20 protein-coding genes and 1 pseudogene are annotated in these 22,635 nt (G+C 59.6%); 12 read left to right on the plus strand and 9 right to left on the minus strand.

Translation table 11 applies throughout. The annotated features are described in order from the left end of the window. From NL116_RS11725 to NL116_RS11750, 6 genes are read left to right on the plus strand one after another with little or no spacing between them, the layout of a single operon-like run. Positions 1 to 474: a type II secretion system protein gene (locus NL116_RS11725; RefSeq protein WP_494377290.1), complete on the plus strand. Its 474-nt coding sequence runs from the start codon at positions 1 to 3 to the stop codon at positions 472 to 474. Between the two features lie 4 nt (positions 475 to 478). Continuing rightward, entirely contained in the window at positions 479 to 853 is a 375-nt protein-coding gene (locus tag NL116_RS11730) for a type II secretion system protein (protein ID WP_027921386.1), read from the plus strand. Continuing rightward, complete coding sequence (locus tag NL116_RS11735) at positions 828 to 1,367, plus strand: type II secretion system protein (protein WP_494377291.1); 540 nt, start codon at positions 828 to 830, stop codon at positions 1,365 to 1,367. Before NL116_RS11730 ends, NL116_RS11735 begins: the two co-directional genes overlap by 26 nt. After that, the gene (gene csgE / locus NL116_RS11740) at positions 1,364 to 1,756 is read left to right on the plus strand and encodes a curli production assembly/transport protein CsgE (RefSeq protein WP_494377292.1); all 393 of its coding nucleotides are present in this window, start codon (positions 1,364 to 1,366) and stop codon (positions 1,754 to 1,756) included. Before NL116_RS11735 ends, csgE begins: the two co-directional genes overlap by 4 nt. Beyond that, positions 1,753 to 2,172, plus strand: coding sequence for a curli assembly protein CsgF (locus tag NL116_RS11745; protein ID WP_494377293.1), 420 nt, complete (start codon positions 1,753 to 1,755; stop codon positions 2,170 to 2,172). The genes csgE and NL116_RS11745 overlap by 4 nt, the downstream gene beginning before the upstream one ends. A 31-nt stretch (positions 2,173 to 2,203) precedes the next feature. Further along, positions 2,204 to 3,061, plus strand: a complete 858-nt coding sequence (locus NL116_RS11750; RefSeq protein WP_494377294.1) for a CsgG/HfaB family protein — start codon at positions 2,204 to 2,206, stop codon at positions 3,059 to 3,061. 642 nt (positions 3,062 to 3,703) lie between these two features. Here NL116_RS11750 and NL116_RS11755 read toward each other — a convergent pair. The 5 genes from NL116_RS11755 to NL116_RS11775 form a co-directional block, all read right to left on the minus strand. Next, positions 3,704 to 4,081 (minus strand): DUF6124 family protein, encoded by a 378-nt coding sequence (locus NL116_RS11755; RefSeq protein ID WP_494377295.1) that lies wholly within the window; start codon positions 4,079 to 4,081, stop codon positions 3,704 to 3,706. Between the two features lie 498 nt (positions 4,082 to 4,579). Next, positions 4,580 to 6,028 (minus strand): curlin, encoded by a 1,449-nt coding sequence (locus NL116_RS11760; protein ID WP_494377296.1) that lies wholly within the window; start codon positions 6,026 to 6,028, stop codon positions 4,580 to 4,582. A 27-nt stretch (positions 6,029 to 6,055) separates the two neighbouring features. Beyond that, positions 6,056 to 6,517 (minus strand): curlin, encoded by a 462-nt coding sequence (locus NL116_RS11765; protein ID WP_494377297.1) that lies wholly within the window; start codon positions 6,515 to 6,517, stop codon positions 6,056 to 6,058. Between the two features lie 57 nt (positions 6,518 to 6,574). Continuing rightward, on the minus strand, positions 6,575 to 8,818 hold the full coding sequence (locus NL116_RS11770) for an Ig-like domain-containing protein (RefSeq protein ID WP_494377298.1): 2,244 nt from the start codon (positions 8,816 to 8,818) through the stop codon (positions 6,575 to 6,577). Positions 8,819 to 8,853: 35 nt separating this feature from the next. Continuing rightward, positions 8,854 to 10,200 (minus strand): hypothetical protein, encoded by a 1,347-nt coding sequence (locus tag NL116_RS11775; protein WP_494377299.1) that lies wholly within the window; start codon positions 10,198 to 10,200, stop codon positions 8,854 to 8,856. A gap of 289 nt (positions 10,201 to 10,489) precedes the next feature. On the opposite strand from NL116_RS11775, the gene NL116_RS11780 reads away from it, so the two are divergent. From NL116_RS11780 to NL116_RS11800, 5 genes are all read left to right on the plus strand, one after another. Further along, entirely contained in the window at positions 10,490 to 11,938 is a 1,449-nt protein-coding gene (locus NL116_RS11780; RefSeq protein WP_494377300.1) for a sensor histidine kinase, read from the plus strand. Positions 11,939 to 12,123: 185 nt separating this feature from the next. Next, on the plus strand, positions 12,124 to 14,931 hold the full coding sequence (locus NL116_RS11785) for a multicopper oxidase domain-containing protein (RefSeq protein WP_494377301.1): 2,808 nt from the start codon (positions 12,124 to 12,126) through the stop codon (positions 14,929 to 14,931). A gap of 20 nt (positions 14,932 to 14,951) precedes the next feature. After that, positions 14,952 to 15,962 carry an SCO family protein gene (locus tag NL116_RS11790; protein ID WP_494377302.1) on the plus strand — a complete coding sequence of 337 codons (1,011 nt, stop codon included), beginning with the start codon at positions 14,952 to 14,954 and terminating at the stop codon, positions 15,960 to 15,962. Between the two features lie 103 nt (positions 15,963 to 16,065). Beyond that, positions 16,066 to 17,559: a sensor histidine kinase gene (locus tag NL116_RS11795; RefSeq protein ID WP_494377303.1), complete on the plus strand. Its 1,494-nt coding sequence runs from the start codon at positions 16,066 to 16,068 to the stop codon at positions 17,557 to 17,559. Continuing rightward, complete coding sequence (locus NL116_RS11800; protein WP_494377304.1) at positions 17,528 to 18,958, plus strand: sigma-54-dependent transcriptional regulator; 1,431 nt, start codon at positions 17,528 to 17,530, stop codon at positions 18,956 to 18,958. The genes NL116_RS11795 and NL116_RS11800 overlap by 32 nt, the downstream gene beginning before the upstream one ends. 3 nt (positions 18,959 to 18,961) lie before the next feature. Here NL116_RS11800 and NL116_RS11805 read toward each other — a convergent pair whose 3' ends face one another. Further along, a complete protein-coding gene (locus NL116_RS11805; protein ID WP_494377305.1) occupies positions 18,962 to 19,345 on the minus strand; it encodes a hypothetical protein in 384 nt (127 codons plus the stop codon). A 167-nt stretch (positions 19,346 to 19,512) separates the two neighbouring features. Between NL116_RS11805 and NL116_RS11810 the strand changes: the two genes are divergently transcribed. Then, the gene (locus tag NL116_RS11810; protein WP_494377306.1) at positions 19,513 to 20,286 is read left to right on the plus strand and encodes a class I SAM-dependent methyltransferase; all 774 of its coding nucleotides are present in this window, start codon (positions 19,513 to 19,515) and stop codon (positions 20,284 to 20,286) included. Here NL116_RS11810 and NL116_RS11815 read toward each other — a convergent pair. The 3 genes and pseudogenes from NL116_RS11815 to NL116_RS11825 form a co-directional block, all read right to left on the minus strand. Then, positions 20,189 to 20,401: pseudogene (locus NL116_RS11815) on the minus strand (addiction module antidote protein); the annotation flags it as partial. The gene NL116_RS11810 and the pseudogene NL116_RS11815 overlap by 98 nt on opposite strands. Positions 20,402 to 20,682: 281 nt before the next feature. Then, entirely contained in the window at positions 20,683 to 21,525 is an 843-nt protein-coding gene (gene yghU, locus NL116_RS11820; protein ID WP_494377307.1) for a glutathione-dependent disulfide-bond oxidoreductase, read from the minus strand. Between the two features lie 286 nt (positions 21,526 to 21,811). Next, positions 21,812 to 22,504, minus strand: coding sequence for a GNAT family N-acetyltransferase (locus NL116_RS11825; protein ID WP_494377308.1), 693 nt, complete (start codon positions 22,502 to 22,504; stop codon positions 21,812 to 21,814). Positions 22,505 to 22,635: the final 131 nt, after the last annotated feature.

The following is a 22,635-nucleotide window of genomic DNA, read 5'->3' on the forward strand; positions in this document are numbered from 1 at the left end:
ATGAATGCCTCACAACGCGGTTTTACCTTGATCGAAGTCGTCGTGACGCTGGCCCTGATCGGCCTGCTGGCCGGTATGGCCGCGCCGCTGACCGAGACCGTGGTGCGTCGGGGCAAAGAGCAGGACCTGCGCACCGCGCTGTACCAGATTCGCGACGCCATCGACGGCTACAAACGTGCCTTTGACGCCGGCTATATCGAGAAGTCGCTGAACAGCAGCGGCTATCCACCCAATCTTCAAGTGCTGGTGGACGGCGTGCGCGATGTGCGTAGCGCCAAGGGTGCCAAGTTCTACTTTTTGCGCCGCGTGCCCCATGACCCGCTGACGGCGGTCAAGCGTGATGACGAAGGTGGCTGGGGCTTGCGCTCTTATGACAGCACGGCTCAAAACCCACGGGAGGGGGAGGACGTCTTTGACGTTTACTCCAAGGCCCGGGGCAAGGGGCTCAACGGCATCGCCTACCGGGAGTGGTGAGCATATGCGTCGGCAAAAGGGCTTCACCCTGTTGGAACTGATGGTGGTTATGGCAATCATCGCGACGCTGATGACCATCGCCTTGCCACGCTATTTCAACAGCCTCGAAACGTCGAAGGAAACCACGCTGCGCCAGAGTTTGTCGGCCATGCGCGAAGCACTGGACCATTACTACGGCGACACCGGCCGCTACCCCGATTCCCTTGATCAACTGATTGAACAGCGTTACCTGCGCAATGCGCCGATGGACCCGATTGCCGAGCGTAAAGACACCTGGGTGCTGGTCGCGCCACCGGACGGTGTGGCGGGCGGGGTGGCCGATATCAAAAGTGGAGCCACAGGGAGGGCGCGTGATGGCAGCCTTTATTCCGAGTGGTAAACCGGCCGACGAGGCGGGGTTCACCTACCTGGGCGTGCTGTTTCTGATCATGGTGATGGGCATGGGCCTGGCCAGTGCCGGCGAGTTGTGGGCCACCGCCTCGCGCCGCGATCGGGAGCGTCAGTTGCTGTGGGTCGGCACCCAATACGCCCAGGCCCTTCGCAGCTACTACCGCAGTTCGCCCGGCTTGGCGCAGTACCCGAAAGAGTTGGCAGACCTGCTGCAGGACGAGCGTTTTCCATCGCCCAAACATCATCTGCGCCAGCTGTACCCAGACCCGATTGGCGGGGGAGAGTGGACGCTGATGCGCGGTTTCGACGGGCGCATCACCGGCCTCAACAGCCCTTCGACGGACACGCCGCTCAAGCAGAATGATTTTCCCAGCCAATGGTCGGATTTCGCCGGCATGGCCAGCTACAAAGACTGGCAGTTTGTGGCCGAGAAAGCCTTCCTCGACGGCACGTCTGGCCCGCCGAAAGCCCAGTCCGCACTGCCTCAGGCGTTATCGCCATGAACAGACACTGGCTCGCGGCCCTGATCCTGACAGGCGTGGCGTGCTTCGCCAGCGCCGGCGAAGACGAGGAAATGCTCGGCTTCATTGTCGATGACACGATCTCGCATATTGGCCACGACTTTTACTACTCGTTCAGTGAACGACTGCGCGCCACCAGCCCGATGGATTTCAACCTGGTGGTACGTGAACGACCTTCGGCTCGCTGGGGCAGCCTGGTGACCGTGGAATATCGGCAGCGACTGGTTTATCGGCGTTTCTTGCCGCCGAACACCGTGGACCTGCAGGACGAGGCTTCGCAGGCCGCCGACCTGGTTCGCGGACAGATTGCCCAGCAGAAGCTGGAGGCTTTGTTGCAAGACACTACGGACCTGGAGAGGGACGAATTATGAAAACGAAAACGTTCTTGCAGTGCACCGGCATTTTACTGCTCGGGTGTGGCAGCGGCAGCCTGGTTCAGGCTACGGAGCTGGTGTACACGCCCGTCAACCCTTCGTTCGGCGGCAACCCGTTGAACGGCACCTGGCTGCTCAACAACGCCCAGGCGCAGAACGATTACGACGACCCGGACCTGAAAAACCGCACCGCCGTGGCCGGGACCACCGCCCTGGAGCGATTCACCAGTCAGTTGCAATCCCGCTTGCTGGGGCAGGTGCTGGACAACATTTCATCCGGTAACTCGGGGAGCCTTTCTACCGACGCTTTTATTGTCAACGTTGTCGACGATTCGGGTGCACTGACCATTGAAGTGACGGACCGATCGACCGGTGAAGTGTCGGAAATCCAGGTGAATGGCCTGGCCCCTTGAACGGGCATTGGGTCGATGGGGAGTTAGGGACATGAAAAAAATAATTGCGCTGGGGCTGATGTTGGCAACCTTACAAGGGTGTGGTTTGCGCGAGCCTATGTCGGCCGAGCAAGACTCCAAGACACCGACACTGACGCCACGGGCGTCGACTTATTACGACTTGCTGGCCATGCCACGACCCAAAGGCCGGTTGATGGCGGTGGTGTACGGTTTCCGCGACCAGACCGGGCAATACAAACCGACCCCGGCCAGTTCGTTTTCAACCAGCGTGACCCAGGGCGCGGCGAGCATGTTGATGGATGCGTTGCAGTCCAGCGGCTGGTTTGTGGTACTGGAGCGCGAAGGGCTGCAGAACCTGCTGACCGAGCGCAAGATCATTCGCGCTTCGCAGAAAAAGGCCAATACGCCGGTGAATATCCTGGGTGAGCTGCCACCGCTGCAAGCAGCGAACATGATGCTTGAGGGCGGTATCATTGCTTACGACACCAACGTGCGCAGTGGCGGTGAAGGGGCGCGTTATCTGGGGATCGACATTGCCCGGGAGTACCGGGTGGATCAGGTGACGGTCAACCTGCGGGCGGTGGATGTGCGCAGCGGGCAGGTGTTGGCTAACGTGATGACCAGCAAGACGATTTACTCGGTGAGCCGTAGTGCCGGGGTGTTCAAGTTTATCGAGTTCAAGAAGTTGCTCGAGGCGGAGGTTGGTTACACCACGAACGAGCCGGCGCAGTTGTGTGTGTTGTCGGCGATCGAGGCGGCCGTTGGGCATTTGCTGGCGCAAGGGATTGAGCGGCATTTGTGGCAGGTGGCGGGGGATAACACGCCGGATGCCAATGCGACGCTTGACCGGTACCTGACTCAGTCGAAGGTTGATCCGGAGAGTGAGTGAACCGAGGCGGCCTTCGGGCCGACCTGGTTTTCCCCTGTGTACGCGATCTCCTGTAGGAGTGAGCCTGCTCGCGATGGCGGCCTGACAGCCGACCATTTTCTTCCTCGGTGTACATATCCGTTGCTGCGGTAACGGCCGCTAATGGTTCCGCCCTTACGGCGTGTCACTTTGGCAAACGCCCCAAAGTAACCAAAGGTCTCGCCCCGAGCGTCCGGCCCCTCGCTAAGGCTCGGCGTTCCTTCGTTCCGGTATCCATCCGGGGACACTGCCCTCCGGTCTGCTTCGCGACGACCTACATGCAGCGTGTTCGACTGCGTCGAACGGCGCTGCGCGCCACTCCCCGGATGCACACCTCCACTCAGCCTCCCGAAGGGGCGGGTGAATCAAGATCAAAAGCTGCAGGCGAGCTAACGCTCGGCCTGATGAGTGGTGAGAAGCGGCGGGTGTACGCCGATCAATTGTAGGAGCCTGGCTTGCCAGCGATGGCGGCCTGACAGCCGACCACTCTCTACCAGATGCACCCAATCCAATTGTAGGAGTGAGCCTGCTCGCGATAGCGGATTCATATTCAACATTGCAGTCGACTGACACACCGTCATCGCGAGCAGGCTCACTCACAGGAGGATTGGGGATTGCTGGGAATTAGCGATGTGGCGCGGGTTTGGGGAGTTCAAGGTTGTCCATCATCCGGTTCGCGGCCAGTTCGGCGAGCATGACGATTTGCTGGATGGCCATGGCGGTGTTGCGGTGTGGGCCTTCCAGATAACTGGCAAAATCGCCGGCCATTACGCTGGCCTGAGCCAGGGATTCACAGGTGTGAGCCAGCAGGTCTTCGTCCTTGAGGTCCGGTGCAAGCATGAACATTGTGCTGGGTTTGCGGGTGGGCGGTGATTTCAGGGCCGCAGGATTGAGGTAGTGATTCAGTGCGCGTTCGGCGGCGTCGTGGAATTTTTTGGAATCGACGGATTCGTAGGGGGAAACATCGTCGGTTTCCGGGGGATTTGGGGTTTCTTTGATCATGGTGAAGCTCCATTCGTAAATAGGGAGTTCGCCACGACTGCGACCAAGCAGTGGGGTGGCAAACTGTACGCAGGTTGGTCGACCAGGGAATGGAACCCGGCAGGGCCGAAGCCCTCCCACGCACAGCTCGCCATGAAGCAAGCACGAAAAGTGCGCCATTCTAAACCTGGGCGACCAAACCCGGTCGCTGAATTTGCAGCGACGTGCAAAGCCTATTTCCCAGCCTTCCGACACAACAACCGACACAACCTGTCGGAATCCTCCTCAAAAACCGCCACGGCTGTAGGACCTCCACCAAATTTTCAGGCCAACCCCAATCGAAATGTGGCAGCGGGGGTGCGACGATTCGACTTGCTTGTGAGGGCTGTTTAACTTTCAACATGGAAGTCGACTGACACACCGTCATCGCGAGCAAGCTCGCTCCCACGGGGAAAAAAATCACACGGCACAAAAAAACCGCGACCCTCCACCAAAGGCCGCGGTTTTTACGCCTTGCGATTATTGCTGCAACACGGTTGCCGAGTTGGCGCTACCAAACTGCTGCACGGTCGCCGTCTGGCTTACGCCGCTTTGATCGACACTGGCGATGTTGCCGGTGCCGCCCTGGGTCACATAGGCGACGTTCATGGTGTCTGCCTGTTTGACAGTGATCATGTTGTCGCTGCCATACAGTTGTGTGGTGTAGGCCTGGTTGCCGCTGCCGGACTGGTCGAACTCGGTGCTGTTGCCGGTGCCGTTGCTGCTGCCCTGAGCCAGGTTGGTGGTGCCGCGCTGGTCGGCGATGAGGATGTTGTCGCTGCCGTTCTGGTCGAAGTACAGCTCGTTGTAGGAATCGGCCTGGCTGACTTTGGTTGTGTTGCCGGTGCCGGACTGGTTGGTGGTCATGATGTGGCCGGCGCCGGTCTGGGTGAAGTTGGCGACGTTGTTGGTGCCCACCTGATTGACGGTTGCACGCTGGTTGCTGCCGAACTGGCCACCTGTTTGCGGGCCTTTCCAGTTGCTGGCGTAGACTTTGTTGCCGGTGCCCACCGAGTTGGCGTTGAGCACATGGCTGTCGCCGCTTTGATAGGTGAAATGCACGTTGCCGGTGCCCGCTTGATACAGCGCAACGGTCGAGCCGAGGGATTCGAACTGGTCGGCATAGATTGCGTTGAGATCGCCGACTTGCAGCACCGTCGCCACGTTGTTTTGGCCGAAGCTCTGGTCGACCACGGTTTCGTTGGCCTGCCCGATCTGTTGGATGGTGGTCTGGCTGGCAGTCTGGCTGTCTTGCCAGACTTCACTGCCGTTGCCATCGCCGAGCTGGTTGATGCTTATAGTGCCGCCCAGTCCGTTGCGTTGATCGCCATAGGCATAGTTATCGTTGCCCGTCTGGTTGATGTTGATCTGGCCGCCCTCGTGGAACACTTGCTCGGCGGTGCCGTAGTTGGTGTTGCCGAGCTGGATGATGGACGCGGTGTTTTCCACGCCCAGTTCCATCTGCTCGATGTTGGCCTCGTTGTTGTCGCCTTGCTGGAAGGTCGTGCCGGTGGAGCCGTCCTGGCTGTCCTGATAGATAAACGAGAAGTTGCCGTTGCCCAGTTGTTGTTGCAGCGCCTGGCTGGCGCCCACGCCAATCGACTGACTGGCATGGCTGGTGTTGAAGGTGCCGACCTGTTGCTGGGTGATCGAGCTACCGTTTTCGAACAGTTGCTCACCGTAGCCGGCGTTGTAGTTACCGACCTGGGTCTGTTCGATGGTGCTGCTGGCGTTGTCTTGCAGCGTCGCCGCATCATTGCCCGATCCAGTCTGTTGCTGGGTGGACGTGCTGAAACTGGCGGCGGATTGCTTCACGTTGGCGATGTTGGCATCGCCGTTCTGGTTCTGGATGGACGTGCTGTCGTCGGCCATTGCCTGGGCACTGACGATGACCAGGATGGCGGCGGTGAGGGGCATTAATTTGAACATGATGGAACCTCCAAGTGGTGCAGTGCTTTAGCGATATTGTTTGACGGAGACGCTCATGCCGTTCCCGGACTGGGTGACGGCACTGGAAAGTCCCGTTCCCGCCTGGACGATGCTGGCGTCGTTGTTATTGCCGTTCTGGGAAATCTGCGCACGGTTGTGGCTGCCGGTTTGTGTGATTGAGGCATCGTTGCCGGAACCTTGCTGGTTGATCATGGCCATCAAGTCGTTGCCTTGTTGAAGGATGTAAGCCTCCTGATTGCTGCCCGACTGGACGACATTGCCGAGCAACGACTGGCCGTTCTGTTGCACTAACGCAATGTTGGCCTGGCCGTTCTGGTCGATCAGCGCATGCTGGCCAACCGGTGGGGGTAACTCGCCGAGGTCGCCACCGGGACCGAGGTCGTCGTTGTCCATCAAATCATCGGCGCGCACACCCGCGCCGCTGCAAAGCAGAAGCAGGCAGAGCAGGGCGGCGGTCGACGTTTTCATGACTGAGTCCTTGGTTGGAGCTGCCCCACCGGCCATTGCGGACGGTGGGGCGAGCGTTTACTGCACGGTGACGGAGACGTTGCGCACCGTGCCCGGGGTTGAACGGATGGTGGCCGTCGGGTTGAGCGATGGGGCGACCGTGGTGTTGGTGACCGTCAGGGTCCAGCGTCCGGTAATCGCCACGGTGGCGGTGCCCAGGGTGACCAGCCCGGCCGGTGTGGTGACCTGGACGGTGACAGAGTTGCCGAGGACCACCGACGAGGTACCGGTGAAGTTCCAGGTGAACCGGTTGCCGGCACGGGCGGTCACCGTGGCAGCCGTCACGTTGAAGGTTTCAAGGACCAGCGGTGGTGACACCTGCACGGTGACCGTGGCCGGTGCCGACAGGGCGCCGAAGCTGTCCCGGGCGACGTAGGTGAAGGTCGTGGTGAAAGGGCTCAGCACGACTGCCGGTGGCGTATAGGTGACCGCCGTGCCGTTGATGGCGACGCTTCCGCGACCTGCCACGGGCGGCTGGGTGATGCTGGCGACGGCCAGCGGCAGGTTGCCTTCAGGGTCGGTGTCGTTAGCCAACACGTTGATCGTCACGGGCGCCGCCTGGGTCGAGACGCTATCTGCAACAGCCACCGGAGCCTGGTTAGGCGCCACGTTGACGGTCACAGTCACCGGATCGGTCGAGGCCAGGCCTTTGGCGTCTTGAACCTTGTAGGTGAAGGTCGCGGTCAACGGTGCATTGACGACGGCGGGCGGGGTGTAGATCACGTTGTTGACGGCCAATGCCACGGTGCCCTGGCCAGCGGCCGGTGGTGTCAGTGCTGTGACACTCAGTGGAGTGTTGCCGTCCGGGTCGCTGTCGTTGGCCAGCACATTGAGGGTGACCGGCACGCCAAAGGTGGTGCTACCGACATCGGCAACCCCGATCGGTGCCTTGTTCTGGCCCGAGTCCGGTGCGGTGCCGACCACCACGACAGGCTCGGTGTCATTGCCGCCCGCGGCCGACTTGATCGTCACGGTGGCCGGCGGCTGCAGCAGGTCCGGCACGGTCAGGCGCTGCAACGTGCCGTTCTTCGACAGCCTTCCGTAACCTTGGGCGACCATGTCAGGTATGCCGACTTCGTCGCTGGAGGTGGCCTCGATCAGCAGGCTGTGATTGCTCCAGTTGTAGCGAGCAGTCTGGATTTTCACCACGTCGCTGAGCTTGCTCGACACGGAGGTCGGTCGGGTCGAACCGGTCGGGTTAGTGGCGGTGATCACCACGACTGGAGGCACGGCGCCATTGGCCAGCAGGTGCTGGCCGAAGAACAGGCCGTTGTTATCGCCCACCAGGGTGGTCTGGCAAGGTGAAACAGGTGGGCCGGGGACCAGGGCGATGCTTTCGCGGAAGCACAGGGTCGAGCCGTTGTCGGCTTTGCCAAAGACCTCGACGCGGGTGCTGCTGCCTCCCGTTCCGCCCGTGCGCCGGTATGTGGCGCGGCTGATCTCCACCGGTGTTTGCGCTCGGCTGTCGAGCACTTTGCCGGACACGGTGAAGAGGCTGGTCTCGATGGTCCCGGCAGGCCCCTGGATGCGCACGAAGTTGGTGTTGTTGGGGCTACCGGTCACGGCTTCGGTGAGGTTCGGATCACCGACGAAGGTTTCGACGGCACCCGTGTCCGGGTTCACTTCGGTGTAAGGGCCGTTGACGCTGCGCAGGAACGGTCCGATGGCCCCGTTCACCGCGCCGGTGAATACGCCTGGCGCACCGACGCCGACGTCTCTGGTGATGTTGATCGCACGACGGCCAGGGGTGGTGACGTTGACCGTTTCCACGCCGTAAGGGTGGGTGATGGTGTAGGTGCCGGCGACGGGAATGTTAATCCGCATCCGGATCCGCGCGAAGCTGATCTGATCACCGTCGAGCGGGTTTCCGCCGGCAAACGCAGCTTCGATCCCGGCGACGTAGGCGTCCATCCCATAGCCGGCGGCATTGTTGGGGATCGTGGTTTCTGCGAGATACCAAAAGGCTTCGTCGGGCCAGTTATCCGGGAACACCATCGGCTGGGTGTCGTCGAAAATGCCGGGTGCCGGCAGCAGGGTGCACATGTAGGCGGGTGGCACAGAGACGCCTACCCGCGAGCTGACGGCTTTGGACTGGCACAGCTCCATCGACAGAAGATTGTTGTCCTGATACCAGATCGGGAATTTCCCGGTGGCGAAGGTATAGGGGCCGGGGTCGACGGCAGCGAGTTGCGCGAAAGCACTGCCGGACAGCGATAGAGTCAGTCCCAGGGCGTTGAGCGCCAGGCGTGGCCAATTGTTCATGATGCCTCCTGATGAGGATCTGGGCATGTGAGCGTTCATTGCACGATGACCACTTCTTCGGTGTCGCTGCCGCCATTGGATGACGTCACGCGAACCTGGGCTGGCGGAATCGGCGAGATGCCGGTGGCCAGGCTTTTCACTGCGCCATCACCGCTGAGGGCGCCGATGGCGACCCCCGTGCCAGAGGTGGCGGTGAGCACCGGTGGCGAGGTTTCATCACTGGTTGAGGCGACGATGGTGATCTGGCCATTGCTCAGGCTGTACTCGGCACGGGAAATCACCACCAGGTCCGACAGGGGCATTGGCAAGATCGTCGGGGTGCTGCTGGCGATGGCCAGGTGGTTGTCGGCAGTCACTTGCAGCGTGTTCGGCAATGACGGATTGGTCGACGACTGTGCGTACCAATGGCCGGTACTGTCCGCTTCGGTGAAGTTCAACACCGGGTTATTGCTGTCCAGGGTCACCGTCGCCGGTGCGGGCGGGGCCATGACGAAGACGTCCTGCTGAGCCACCGGTGCGCTGGCACCGGCATGCCGTGAGTAGGTGCTGCGCTGGGCAATGACCGGCGTTGGCCGGACCACTGTCGACAGCTTGCCGGAGACGGCAAAAAGGTCGGTGCGCAAGTCAATGCCATTGGGGCCCTCAATGCGCACGAAGTTGGTGTTGAACGGACTTCCGGTGACGGCTTCCGTGAGGTTCGGGTCGCCGACGAATTGTTCGGCGGCGCCGGTAACCGGGTTCGTCTCGGTGTAGGGGCCGTTGACGCTGCGCAGGAACGGACCGACATCGCCCTTGAGCGCGCCGTCATAGGTTTTCGCTGCGCCGATACCGATGTCCCGGGTCATGTTGATCGCCCGCCGCCCGGGGGTATCGACGGTGAACACATCGACGCCATAGGGGTGGGTTATGACGTAGGTCCCGGCCGTGGGCACGTCGATGCGGATGCGGATGCGCGCGAAGCTGATCTGATCGCCTTCCACCGGATCACCACCGCTGAAGGCGGCTTCCACCGCAGAGACATAGGTCAGGTCAATGCCTCGGGCCGCATCGACGATGGTGGTTTCGCCGGTTGCCCAAAACGCTTCGTCGGGAAAGTTGGTCGGGAACACCATCGGTTGGGTGTCGTCGAAAACACCTGGCGCGGGGATCAACGAACACATGTAAGTCGGGGCGCCCGGCGCACTGGCCACCCTGGAGCTGACGGCCTTGGACAGGCACAGATCAAGGGTGCGACCGTGCGTGTCCTGATACCAGGCGGCGAAATTGCCGTTGGCGGGCAGGTACGGTCCGGTGTCGACAGCAAACAGCGCCGCGTGGGCAGCGCCTTGGGTTAAAGCGGACACGACCAGGGCGATCGTGGTTTTGGACAGTAAAGGGTGCATGAGTATTCCCTCTATCAGAAGACCTGCCCCTTGGGGGCGGGTCAGTTGAGAGGGCTTCGGCAACTTCCATACCAATTTTTGAAAACCGTCAGCACAAGCCCGTAGTGAAGGCTTGTGGCATGACTGCGACTAAATCTCACTGGCTGTTGAAGCGGGCGACTGTCCCCAGTTTTGGGGGTCGATCGGGGCAGTGGGGCAAGCGGGGAAAGTGGGGGAGAAAACACCCGAAGCCGGGCAAACATCGAGCAGTGGGCTATAACCCTATAGGGAGCACCCGGGAACCTCGTCCATGACTATTCAAGCCACAGCCCTGATCAAAGACGAGGGCGACATTCGCCTGAGTTCGCGCAAACAGCCGTTCAATCTGCTGCGCTGGTTTTCGCTGATCAGCATGGCGGTGATCGGCACGGTGGCCGTGGCGCTGGGCGCTGTTTCCACGCGCTTTGTGATTACCGAGAGTGTGCAACGCGATGCGTTATTGACGTCGCAATTCATCGAAGCGATTGCCTCGGCCGAGGTGCGCCATGTGTCCATTCCCCACGTGCGGACTATGGGTGAGTTGCTCGACCCGCGCAAAGACAAGGAATTCCCCGACGTCGATCCCCTGGCGCGTGCCAGCGCCCGGGGTGAATTCCTCGACCATATTGAACATTTGCCTGATGTGATTCTGGCCAACATCTACGCCCCGGACCGCATGGTCATCTGGTCCACTAACCCCGAGCTGATGGGCACCACGATCCATGCCGACGAGGACCTCGATCATGCGTTCGCTTCCAAGACGCCGGTGTCCGCCAGCTATCACAACGTGGACGAGGCGCGTATGGAGCAGAAGTTCGTCACGCCACCGGACTACATCTTCATCGAGAATTACATCCCGCTGTTCGACGCCGATCGCGAAAACGTGACTGCGATGGTCGAGATCTACAAGGAGCCCAAAGACCTGATTGAGCGCATGGAACGTGGCCTGGCCTTGATCTGGCTGGCCACGGCCCTTGGCGGCGGGCTGATCTATCTGGGGCTGTACTGGATCGTGCGGCGGGCGGCGCTCCTGTTGGCCACGCAACAAAAACAGCTGATCACCAACGAAACCTTTGTGGCGCTTGGGGAGATGTCTTCGGCCGTAGCCCATAGCCTGCGCAACCCGTTGGCGACCATTCGCTCCAGTGCCGAGCTGGCCCTTGAGTTCGACAGCGGCCCCGCGCACAAGAACATTAATGACATCATCGGTCAGGTGGACCGCATGTCGAAATGGGTCCGGGAACTGCTGCAATCCTTGCGACCGCTCAATGACGAAGCGGAGCCGGTGAACCTGGTTGCCTGCTTGCATGACAGTCTGCTGGCCTTCGAGCATCAGATCGCCAAGGCAAATGTTCACGTAGTGTTCGAGCCAAAAGAGACGCCGATGGTGTTGAGCCAGCAGGTTCAGCTGACGCAGATTCTCAACAGCTTGCTCGCCAATGCGCTGGAAGCCATGGACAAGGGCGGCACGCTGACGATCCTGCTGGAACCGACCGATAACAAAGGTAGTTGTGTGAGCATCAGCGACACTGGCAAAGGCATGAACGAGGAACAGCGCAGCATGGCGTTCCGGCCGTTTTTTACCACCAAGCAAGGGGGGTTGGGCGTTGGCCTGGTGCTGGTGAAACGCATTATGGAGCGTTTTGGGGGGGCGGTGACCCTGGGCAGCCGTGAAGGGGAAGGCACGACTGTCCGTTTGTCGTTTAAACGATTTCCCTGAAACTGGGTGTGAACTATCCCCGTTAGCGGGTGTCAAGCCCCAGTCGTTTTTCCAGGTATGGCACATTGATGTTGATAAGCCATTGTTTTTGCGGGTGTTAATACTTTCGTATAAATCAGTTACAAATCTGGCGAGCTCCTTGCAAAAGCCCCATCACCCCCTTCATGACTTCGAGGCGGCTGGTGATGGACATAAAAGCGCGTTATCCCTTCAAATGGCTTGGCCTGTTGACGCCTCTTGGCGTCCTTCTGACGATGACGCTGGGCACAGCGAATCTGCGTGCCAGCCCGATCGATGACGAGCGACAGCCCGAACCCTCCGACCCCTCGGCTTACTACGACGAACCGGCTGACGAACCCGCGGCGTTGAACGCCATTTTGACCATGCCGGAGGCCAACCTGGACTCCTTCGATTTGCCCGATGGTGTCAAAGGCACCCGCCTGACCCCGCGGCAGGAAAATGTCTTGCCGCCGGCGGTGCAGACCAGTTTCAACTACCCCACCAATGGCAAGCCGAGCCCGTTGTTTGGTGCCCAGCCATTCACTCAGCAACTGGTGCTGTTCGAAGAGTTCGGCCCGGAAAAACTCGACCCGACCACACCGGCGGCACCGTTGGGCTTCCCGCCGGCAGCAGTCGGTCCGTTGCCACAACAAGACCCGACCAATGCCGCCCGCAGTGCACCATCAAGCGCGGCACTCGATGCCTTCATGCGTCAACCGGGGCTGACCCCGTTCCCCAGCCAATTCTCCAACGTGGTGGACCGCAACCCGTGGCAGGCGCAGATCGAGGTGTTCCTCAACCGCCATATCGGCTCATCGGCTGAAGGTCGTCCGCCCGGAAAGGGTTGGTCGCACCAGCGCTGGAACGAGTTCTACCCGCAAGTGGCCTACAAAACTGTGCAAACCGGGGCGAGGCTCAACAGCGGCTGGCGCGACAGCCATCAGATGCACGGTTACGCTGTGGGCGAGTTCGGCCCCGGTGGCCTGTATCACAACGTCGCCGGTGTACCGGCAACCAATGGCACGTCCAAAGGCGTCGATGCACGTTTCCACCCGAACATGCCGGTGCAGAACCACAATTCGGTCTGGACCTTCGACGGCACCCTGCCGCCTAAATTACTGATGGTGCGTTACGGTCAACCGGTGTTGATGCGTCACTACAACGGCTTGCCTATCGACCCGGCAGCCAACATGGGTTTTGGCTTGCACACCATCAGTACCCACGAACACAACGGTCACGCACCGGCGGAAAGCGATGGTTATGCCAACGCGTTTTTCTTCCCCGGCCAGTATTACGACTATCGCTGGCCGATCCAGTTGGCCGGTTACGACACCATCAACACCGACGCTCATGATCCACGCGCGGCATTCCCTTGCTCGCCGGGCGAAACCCTGTGGACCAACGACGTCAACCCCAGCCGCAAGACCTGCGAGAACGGCACGATCAAGATCCGTGGCGACTGGCGCGAAACCATGAGCACCCATTGGTTCCACGACCACATGCTCGATTTCACCGCGCAGAACGTCTACAAGGGCAACGCGGCGATGATGAACTACTACAGCGCCCTCGACCGTGGCAACGAATCGGTGAACGACGGTGTCAACCTGCGTTTCCCTAGCGGCAACGCCTTGCCATGGGGTAACCGCGACTACGACGTCAACCTGGTGTTCGCCGACAAGGCGTGGGATCAGAACGGTCAGCTGTGGTTCAACCCCTTCAATACCGACGGCTTCCTCGGTGACCAGGTGTTGGTCAACTGGCAGTGGAAACCGACCCTGGATGTGCGCGCCCGCAGCTATCGGTTCCGCATGCTCAATGGTTCGGTATCGCGTTACTACAAACTGGCGCTGGTGCGTGAAATCAAAGGCACCAGTGGCGAGTTCCAAGGGCCTAAAGGCTCGGGTGTGTCCTATGCCCGCGTGCCGTTCCACATGATTGCCAACGACGGCAACATCATGGAACACAGCGTGCCGTTCGACGGCTCCATGGACCTCGACGCCGACGGCGATAAACAGAACCACAACGCAATCCTGCCAACCCAGGGCATTGCCGAGCGCTTCGACATCATCGTCAACTTCGCGAAAAACGGCATCAAGCCAGGGGACAAGCTGTTCTTCGTCAACCTGCTGGCCCACGAGGATGGCAAAGGCCCGAAAGAACCGGTGTCGCTGGCTGAAGTGCTCTCTGAAAATTACAAAGCGGTGATCAAGCAGACCAGCAAAGGGCCAATGTGGGACAAGGGTGACCCGGCAGTGGGCAAGGTGTTGCAACTCAACGTCAAGGCCTACACCGGTCAGGACCTGGCCATGGACCCTGCAGCGTACGAACCGGCCAAACCGGGCAAGCCTGAAGGCCTGGTGATGATCCCGCTGAAGATCCATCGCGACAATCCTGCCGACAAGGCACTGCTGGCCCAGGCTCGTCACCGCACCTTCACTTTCGGCCGTTCCGACGGCACCGATGAAGCACCGTGGACGGTCAAGACCGATGGCGGCTTCGGCTTCCACATGGACCCCCGTCGCTTGAACACCGCGACTCACTTGGCCAACGGCCCGACCGATGCCGGTGCAGCCGGGTTCGGCACCCTGGAGGTGTGGAACATCAAGCTCGGCGGCAGTGGCTGGAGCCACCCGGTGCATGTGCACTTCGAAGAGGGGATCATCCTCAGTCGCGGCGGCAAGGCACCACCGGAATGGGAAAAGTGGGCACGTAAGGACGTTTACCGCATCGGTACGGAAAAAGACGGTCTGGACAATGTCGAGATGGCGATCAACTTCCGCGAATTCGCCGGGACGTACATGGAGCACTGTCACAACACCCAGCATGAAGATAACTCGATGCTGCTGCGTTGGGACATTGAGAAACCCGGGCAATTCCAGTTGATGCCAACACCGCTGCCAAGCTGGGATGGTGTGCGCTACGTCAACTCCGCCGCGCTGCCAACCTTCCGCACTGGCGACGGCTTCGGTCCTAAAGTGGTGGTCAAACCATGAAACGCCGCGAGGGAGCCGACATGAACGTGCACACGCCGCGCTCCCGCGCCCTGGGCATGCACCTGATTCTGCTGCTGGTTACCTGTCTGCTGGCCAGTCAGGTGCTGCTGGCCCATGAGGGTGTGCTGTCGCCGACAGAATCGGCGACTCCCTGGGGCGGCGACTATTTCCCCAACACCCTGCTGACTGATCAGGACGGTCAGCAGGTGCATTTCTTCGATGACCTGATCAAGAACAAGGTGGTGGTGATCAACTTCATCTTCACCTCGTGCAGCGACTCTTGCCCACTGGAAACCGCGCGTCTGCGCCAAGTGCAAAAGCTGCTCGGCGATCGGGTCGGCAAGGACATTTTTTTCTACTCCATCAGCATCGACCCCCTGAGCGACACACCCGAAGTGCTCAAGGCCTATGCGCAACGGTTCAAGGTCGGGCCGGGCTGGAAATTTCTCACCGGGGAATTTGCCGACGTCACTGAGCTGCGAAAAAAACTCGGGCTGTTTATTGAGGGCGTCGACAATGGACGCAGCAAGGACCACAACCTGAGCCTGATCGTCGGCAACCAGGGCACCGGTCGCTGGATGAAAGCCTCACCGTTCGAGAATCCATGGATTCTGGCTGACCAGTTGGCCAACACCTTGCAGAACTGGAAAAAGGCCAGCGCTGAAGAAAGTTACGCCAACGCCCCGGAGATTCGTCCACCGAGCAACGGCGAAGAATTGTTTCGCACCCGTTGCGCGTCCTGTCACAGCCTGGGCCCGATGGATGGGCAGGGCATCGGCATGCGCAGCATCGGTCCGGATTTGATCGGCGTGACCCGCCAGCGCGATCCGGCCTGGCTCAATCGCTGGATTCGCGAGCCGGACAGCATGCTCAAGGAGAAAGATCCGATTGCCGTGGAGCTGTTTGAACGCTTCGACAAAATTCCGATGCCCAACCTGCGCCTGGATGAGAAATCCGCGCAATCGATTGTGGATTTTTTGCAGGAAGAAACCGAGCGCCAGCAGCCTTTGCAGGCGGCGCAGGCGCAATAGCGGCGAAATACTATCATTGGGTCAGTCAGGCACGTTCAATGCGACCTACACTGATCCGTGACACGGCTGAACAGGCTTGATAAGAGCAATTCAGGACACCCTTATGCCGACAGTAGAACAACAAAAAATACCTGCGCCGGTCACGCCGGCAGCAAACGGCCAACATCGGTTTGGACAGTTCAATCTGCTGCGCTGGTTTTCTTTGGGCAGCTTTCTGATCATCGCCGCCGTGGCGCTGGGTCTGGGCTATGTGTCCACGCGTTTTGTCGTCGATGAAAGCATCGAACGTGACTCCATGCTGACTGCGCAATTCATCCACGCTATCGGGGATGCGGAAATTCGCCACGCTGGCATCACCCCGCAAAGAACCATGGGGGAAATGCTCGATCCACGCGACGACAACGCCTATTCCGACGTCAATCCAGGCGCCCGTGCCGCGGCCCGCATAGAGTTTCTCGATCATGTCGAACACTTGCCGGACACGCTGCTGGCGGTGGTGTACGCCCTGGATCGCACGGTGGTCTGGTCGACCAATCCACAAATGATCGGCATGCGTGTCGAAGGCGATGAAGAACTGGACGAGTCCTTTGAAATGAAGGAGCTCGTCTCGACCAGCTATCACCAGATCGATGAGGAGCGTCCCGAACAGATGCTGTTGCGCGAGCCCAAGTATCTGTTCGTCGAGAACTACATCCCGATGTTCAATGCCGACAAGAGCAAAGTGATCGCCATGGTCGAGATCTACAAGGAACCGTTGGACCTGGTAGAACGTATCCAGCGTGGTTTCAAGGCCATCTGGATGGCGACAGTGCTCGGCGGCCTGGTCATTTACCTCGGGTTGTTCTGGATTGTGCGCCGGGCCGCGATGTTGCTGCAGAGTCAGCAACAGCAACTGATTACCAATGAGACTTTCGTTGCGCTGGGTGAAATGTCGTCGGCGGTGGCGCACAGTTTGCGCAATCCGCTGGCAAACATTCGTTCCAGCGCCGAACTGGCCCAGGAAATCGCCAGCCAGACTGCGCAAAAGAACATCGGCGACATCATCAACCAGGTTGATCGCATGTCACGCTGGGTTCGGGAATTGCTGGTGTCGTTGCGGCCCATGAATGATGACTACGAAACGGTCGATCTGGTGCTGGCCATTGATGACACGCTGAGTGCTTTCGATGCGCTGATCAGACGTTCGAACGTGCAAGTGCATTTCAAGCCTCAATCCTGTCCACCGGTCGTCAGCCAACAGGTGCTCCTCACGCAAATTCTCAATAGCCTGTTTGCCAATGCCCTTGAAGCCATGCCCAAGGGCGGCCACCTGACTATCGACATCGAACAGCCACAACCCGGCCATGTGTGCATGACCCTCGTCGACACTGGCAAAGGCATGACCAGGCAGCAGCAACAGATGGTCTTCAAACCGTTTTTCACCACCAAGCAAGGCGGGTTGGGCGTCGGCCTGGCCCTGGTCAAACGAATAATGGAGCGTTTCGAAGGCTCGGTCGAACTGACTAGCCAGGAGCAGGAAGGAACCCGAGTCTGTCTCAATTTTAAAGTAGCAACGGGAGGGGAATATGGAGCACAGCATATTGCTGGTCGAGGATGACGAAATCCTCGCCGAGAATATTCAGACCTACCTGGAGCGCAAAGACTTCGAGGTGACGGTCTGCCACTCTGCTGAAGATGCATTGGAGCAATTGAGTACGTTCGCCCCGGACGTGGTGCTGACCGACAACTCGTTGCCGGGCATGAGTGGTCACGACCTGATCCAGAAGCTGCGCATCAGCGCGCCGGATCTGAAAGTGATCATGATGACCGGCTACGGCAACGTCGAAGATGCCGTGGTGGCGATGAAAGAGGGCGCTTTTCACTACGTCACCAAACCGGTGGCCTTGCCCGAACTCAAGCTGTTGCTGGACAAGGCGTTGGCCACGGATCGCATGGAGCGCACGCTGTCGTTCTATCAGGAGCGCGAGGCGCAGAAGTCTGGCGTGCAGGCATTGATCGGCGAATCGGCACCGATGAATTACCTGAAGAACACCATCGCGCAGTTGCTTGACGCCGAGCGCCGCATGGCCAACGCCGACCTGCCACCGGTGCTGGTGGAGGGCGAGACCGGCACCGGGAAAGAACTGGTGGCGCGGGCACTGCACTTCGACGGCCCGCGCAGCAAAGGCCCGTTCATTGAGTTCAACTGCGCATCGATCCCGTCCAACCTCGTGGAGTCCGAGCTGTTCGGCCACGAGAAAGGCGCCTTTACCGACGCCAAGGACCGCCGGACCGGCCTGGTGGAAGCGGCCGATGGCGGTACGCTGTTTCTCGATGAAGTCGGTGAAATGGACCTGATACTGCAAGCCAAGCTGCTCAAGCTGCTGGAAGACCGGACCATTCGCCGGGTCGGCGCGGTGAAGGAGCGCAAGGTCGATTTGCGGGTGATCAGCGCCACCAACTGCAACCTCGAACAAATGGTCCAGCAGGGCAAGTTCCGCCGTGACCTGTTCTTCCGTCTGCGGATCATTTCCATCAAGGTGCCGCGCCTGTATGCCCGTGGCGAAGACATCCTGTTGCTGGCCCGGCACTTCCTGTCGATCCACGGCAAACGCTACGGCAAACCGAACCTGCATTTCAGCGACCAGGCTGAAGAACTGCTGCTGAGCTACAGCTGGCCGGGTAATGTGCGCGAGCTGCGCAACATGCTGGAGCAAACTGTGCTGCTGGCCCAGAGCGACACCATCGCCGCGCACCAGTTGAACGTCTGCCTGAGCCTGGTGGACGATCCGCCGATGTATCAGCATGAGCCACAACACCACGAACCGCGCCCGGTCTACAGCGGCACCGAGTCGATGAACCTGCCGGAAGTCGAGCGCGACATGGTGCGCAAGATGCTCGACAAGACCGACTGGAACGTCACCAAGTCCGCTCGGCTATTGGGCCTGAGCCGCGACATGTTGCGTTACCGGATCGAAAAACTCGGCCTGGCACGTCCGGATAAACGCCAATGGTAGGCCTTATTCCAACCTCGGGCCTTGTTGACTGAGGCATTCGAGTGTGCAACTCGGGTTCACGACTTCCTCGTTCACGTACACGTTGAGGTCGGCATCGTACGTGCGAATGAACACTTGAACTCGGGCACTGGCGATTGTCGGCAAGAGTGAATCGTGAAACACATGCTGGCTTGAAACCGGTATGAAATCCCCTGGCGAGGTCGAGGTATATGAACCTGGCGGTATCAAGATTGCGGAGGGTGGAGCGGGGTGGGCGAAGGGCTGGTCGCCCCCGTAATAGTTGAAGTCACTGCTGTATTCGGTGGTAAGCGGCAGGGTCTCGCCTGCGTGGGCGGCGCTCGCCAGTGCCAGGCAGACAGTGAACAGCATCAGTTCGGTTTTTTTCATGACAACACCTGCGTAGTCGGTTTTCGCGCAATTCCCCAAGGCCATTAACTATAGCTGCCGTACGGGCACGCGTACGCCATGCCCGGTCTACAAGATTCCAACAGGTTTTTTCGGCGCTCCGATCTAGACTTGGGCCGGTCAATCAAGACCCGAATCCGGAGCGTGCAATGGAAATGCCGACACAAGAACAAGCCATCGTCAGCAACCGCGAGGCGTGGAACGACTCCGCCCGACACCACAAAGACACCCGCGAATGGCTCGAGATGTTGAGTACCGTGGGCCAGAGGGATTTTTCCTGTCTGGACGCGACGTTGACCGGCGTGCTGGAACAGGTGGGCGTCGATGGCAAGGACGTGGTGCAACCGGGCTGCAACAACGGCCGCGAAAGTCTCTCGCTGTATGCGCTGGGCGCCCGTAGCGTGGTGGGCGTCGATCAGTCCGCAGCGTTTCTCGATCAGGCGCGGGAGTTGGCGTCGCGCTCACCCCATCAGCCCGAATTTATCGAAGCTGATATCCGTCATTTGCCTACCTCGTTGCACCAGCGTTTCGACGTAGCCCTGATCACCATCGGCGTGTTGAACTGGATGCCGGACATCGGAGAGTTCATGCGGCATGTCGCGCAAACCCTCAAGCCGGGCGGGGCGTTGGTGGTATACGAGACTCATCCCTTCCTTGAGATGTTCGATCCTGAATCGGCTGATCCGTATCGCCCGGACAGTTCGTATTTCCGCAGTGAACCGTTTGTGCAGAATCAGCCGAGTGATTTACCGAATGACCCGGCTGCGCGCAGAGATCAATTCCAAGGGCATGAATTACTTTCAGGACCGTATCAAAACGAGGTTTCGCACCCGGAGAGAAGGCCTTGTACAGGCTTTCTCGCCCCATACCCGAGTCCTTGGCTATTTGTGTCATTCCACGTGCTTTTACCACATAGCCGATAGCACGAAGAAACTCCTCGTTGTCGCCGTCGGCAAGTACTTGGGAAAGGTACTCACTGATAGCTTCATCGCTGTCCAGCAAAGTCGCCATATCGAAAGTAGTCAAAGTCTGGCTCATTTTTAAACCTCCTTCGCCAATTTTTTCGCCCGCCGGATGTCAGCGGATTGCGAGGATGTATCACCTCCAGCCAACAACACACTGACGACGTTATTTCGCATAGTGAAGTAGACCCCGATAGCCGGCACCAACGTCCACGCGCATTTCGGAAATCCCACACATTGTTGATCTTCATGAAACACAGGTTTTGTGTCTGGCGTAGATCCCTGTGGGAATGAGCCTGCTCGCGATGGCCGCGTCACGGTTTACCTGTCAGCCATCAAACCCGAAAGCCCGGCTTTTCACGGGTTCAAATCAGCAGCCTCATGCCGCTCGGGCACCTGGCTCTCCTCATCGCCCCACGTACGGTTGACGCGCTGCCCGCGCAGAACCGCAGGTCGCTTGGCAATCTCCTCCGCCCAGCGTTGCACGTGGGTGTATTCGTGTGCAGACAGAAATTCTGCCGCCGAGTACACCTTGTCTCGCACTAGTTGGCCGTACCAGGGCCAGACTGCAATATCGGCGATGGTGTAGTGGTCACCCGCCAGGTAGGGGCTTTCGGCCAGTCGGCGATCGAGGACATCCAGCTGACGCTTGGTCTCCATCGTGAAGCGGTTGATCGGGTACTCGAGCTTTTCCGGCGCATAGGCATAGAAATGCCCGAAACCGCCGCCCAGGTAGGGTGCCGCACCCATTTGCCAGAACAGCCAGTTCAAGGTCTCAGTCCGTCCTGCCACATCGGTGGGCAGGAACGCGCCAAATTTTTCCGCCAGATACAGCAGGATCGAACCGGACTCGAAAACGCGGATCGGCGGCTTCGTGCTGTGGTCCACCAATGCCGGGATCTTCGAGTTCGGGTTGATCTCGACAAAGCCGCTGGAGAACTGATCACCGTCGTTGATGCGGATCAGCCAGGCGTCGTATTCCGCGCCGGTATGCCCAAGCGCCAATAGCTCTTCCAGCAGGATGGTCACCTTCACCCCATTGGGCGTGGCCAGGGAATAGAGCTGCAACGGATGCTTGCCGAGCGGTAATACCTTGTCATGAGTCGGCCCGGCGGTTGGCCGGTTGATGTTGGCGAATTCGCCCCCAGACGGGGCGTTGTTTTTCCAGACCTTGGGCGGAATGTAGGACGCTTTGCTCATGAGACGGACCCCCATCATTGGCTTGCTGTGATCACAGACTGCGAATGGACAATGCTGTGAACCATGGCAGAAGGTCGTTCAGATGTCACTGACGTCGGGCGAGGAGTTTCGCCTTGGGGGGAGTCGTTCAATCACTTCGATGCTGATTGTGCCTCGTCTTGCGAGCAAGCCCGCTCCCACATTGGTTCTCCAGTGAACACATGACGTGTGTTCGACGATGTTCAAATGTGGGAGCGGGCTTGCTCGCGAAAGCGGTGTCACTGACACCGCTGCACTCGAGTGAACATCAAGCCTGCGCCGCACTCGTCACCACTGGCCGGCCCGGTTTGCGCAGTGGGTCCAGGCGTGAGCCGGTATAGGTGGTTTCGCGGTAGAAGCGCCAGCGGCCGAACAGCCCATAGACGTGGGTCACGCGGCCCTGTTCGTGGTACCCCATGCGGATGTGCAGTTTGAGGGCCGGGATATTGTGGGTTTCGCAGACGTCCACTACCTTGTTGCAGCCTTGTGCCTGCATCGCTTCCCACAGGGCGACCTGGACATCCACCGACAGGCTGGTGCCGAAGTAGGCGCGGGTCATTTCCCCCCCGAATTCAAAGAACTCACCGGGTTTGACCGGGAACCAGCAGCCGTAATAATGACGGTCGTGATAGTCGCGGGTACTGCCCCAGATGAACGCGCAGGCATGGCCTTCGTCGTCCAGGTACATGTGCCCGGTGTGACCTTCGGCAGCAAGTTCGGCCATGGTGCCGACGCGGTCACCAAAATGCCTGGCAAATGCCGTGGCGTTTTCCGGGGTGATGATCACCTTGCGCAAGCCCGAGTAGGGACGCAGTTTGTGCGGCGGCACCGGGCTGACCAGGTCGCGCTCCATCCACAACAGCTCCCAATGGAAAAACACGTAGCGCTTCCACAGCGTATTGAACGTGCGGCTCAGACCTTTTTGTTTGATGCGTTCGCGAAGCTTGTCGAGTGCATTCATGAAGCCCTCCTTGACGAAGGAATGGTCGTGCGTGGATGAAAGTAGTGTGGGCATAGCGCAGAGTCGCCATTTCCAACTTTTTGTTTTGTGAGTAACAGTTCAGACACAATTTCAGGCGTCAAAAAACCGTG

This window comes from Pseudomonas sp. FBCC-B1667 (genome assembly GCF_059133255.1).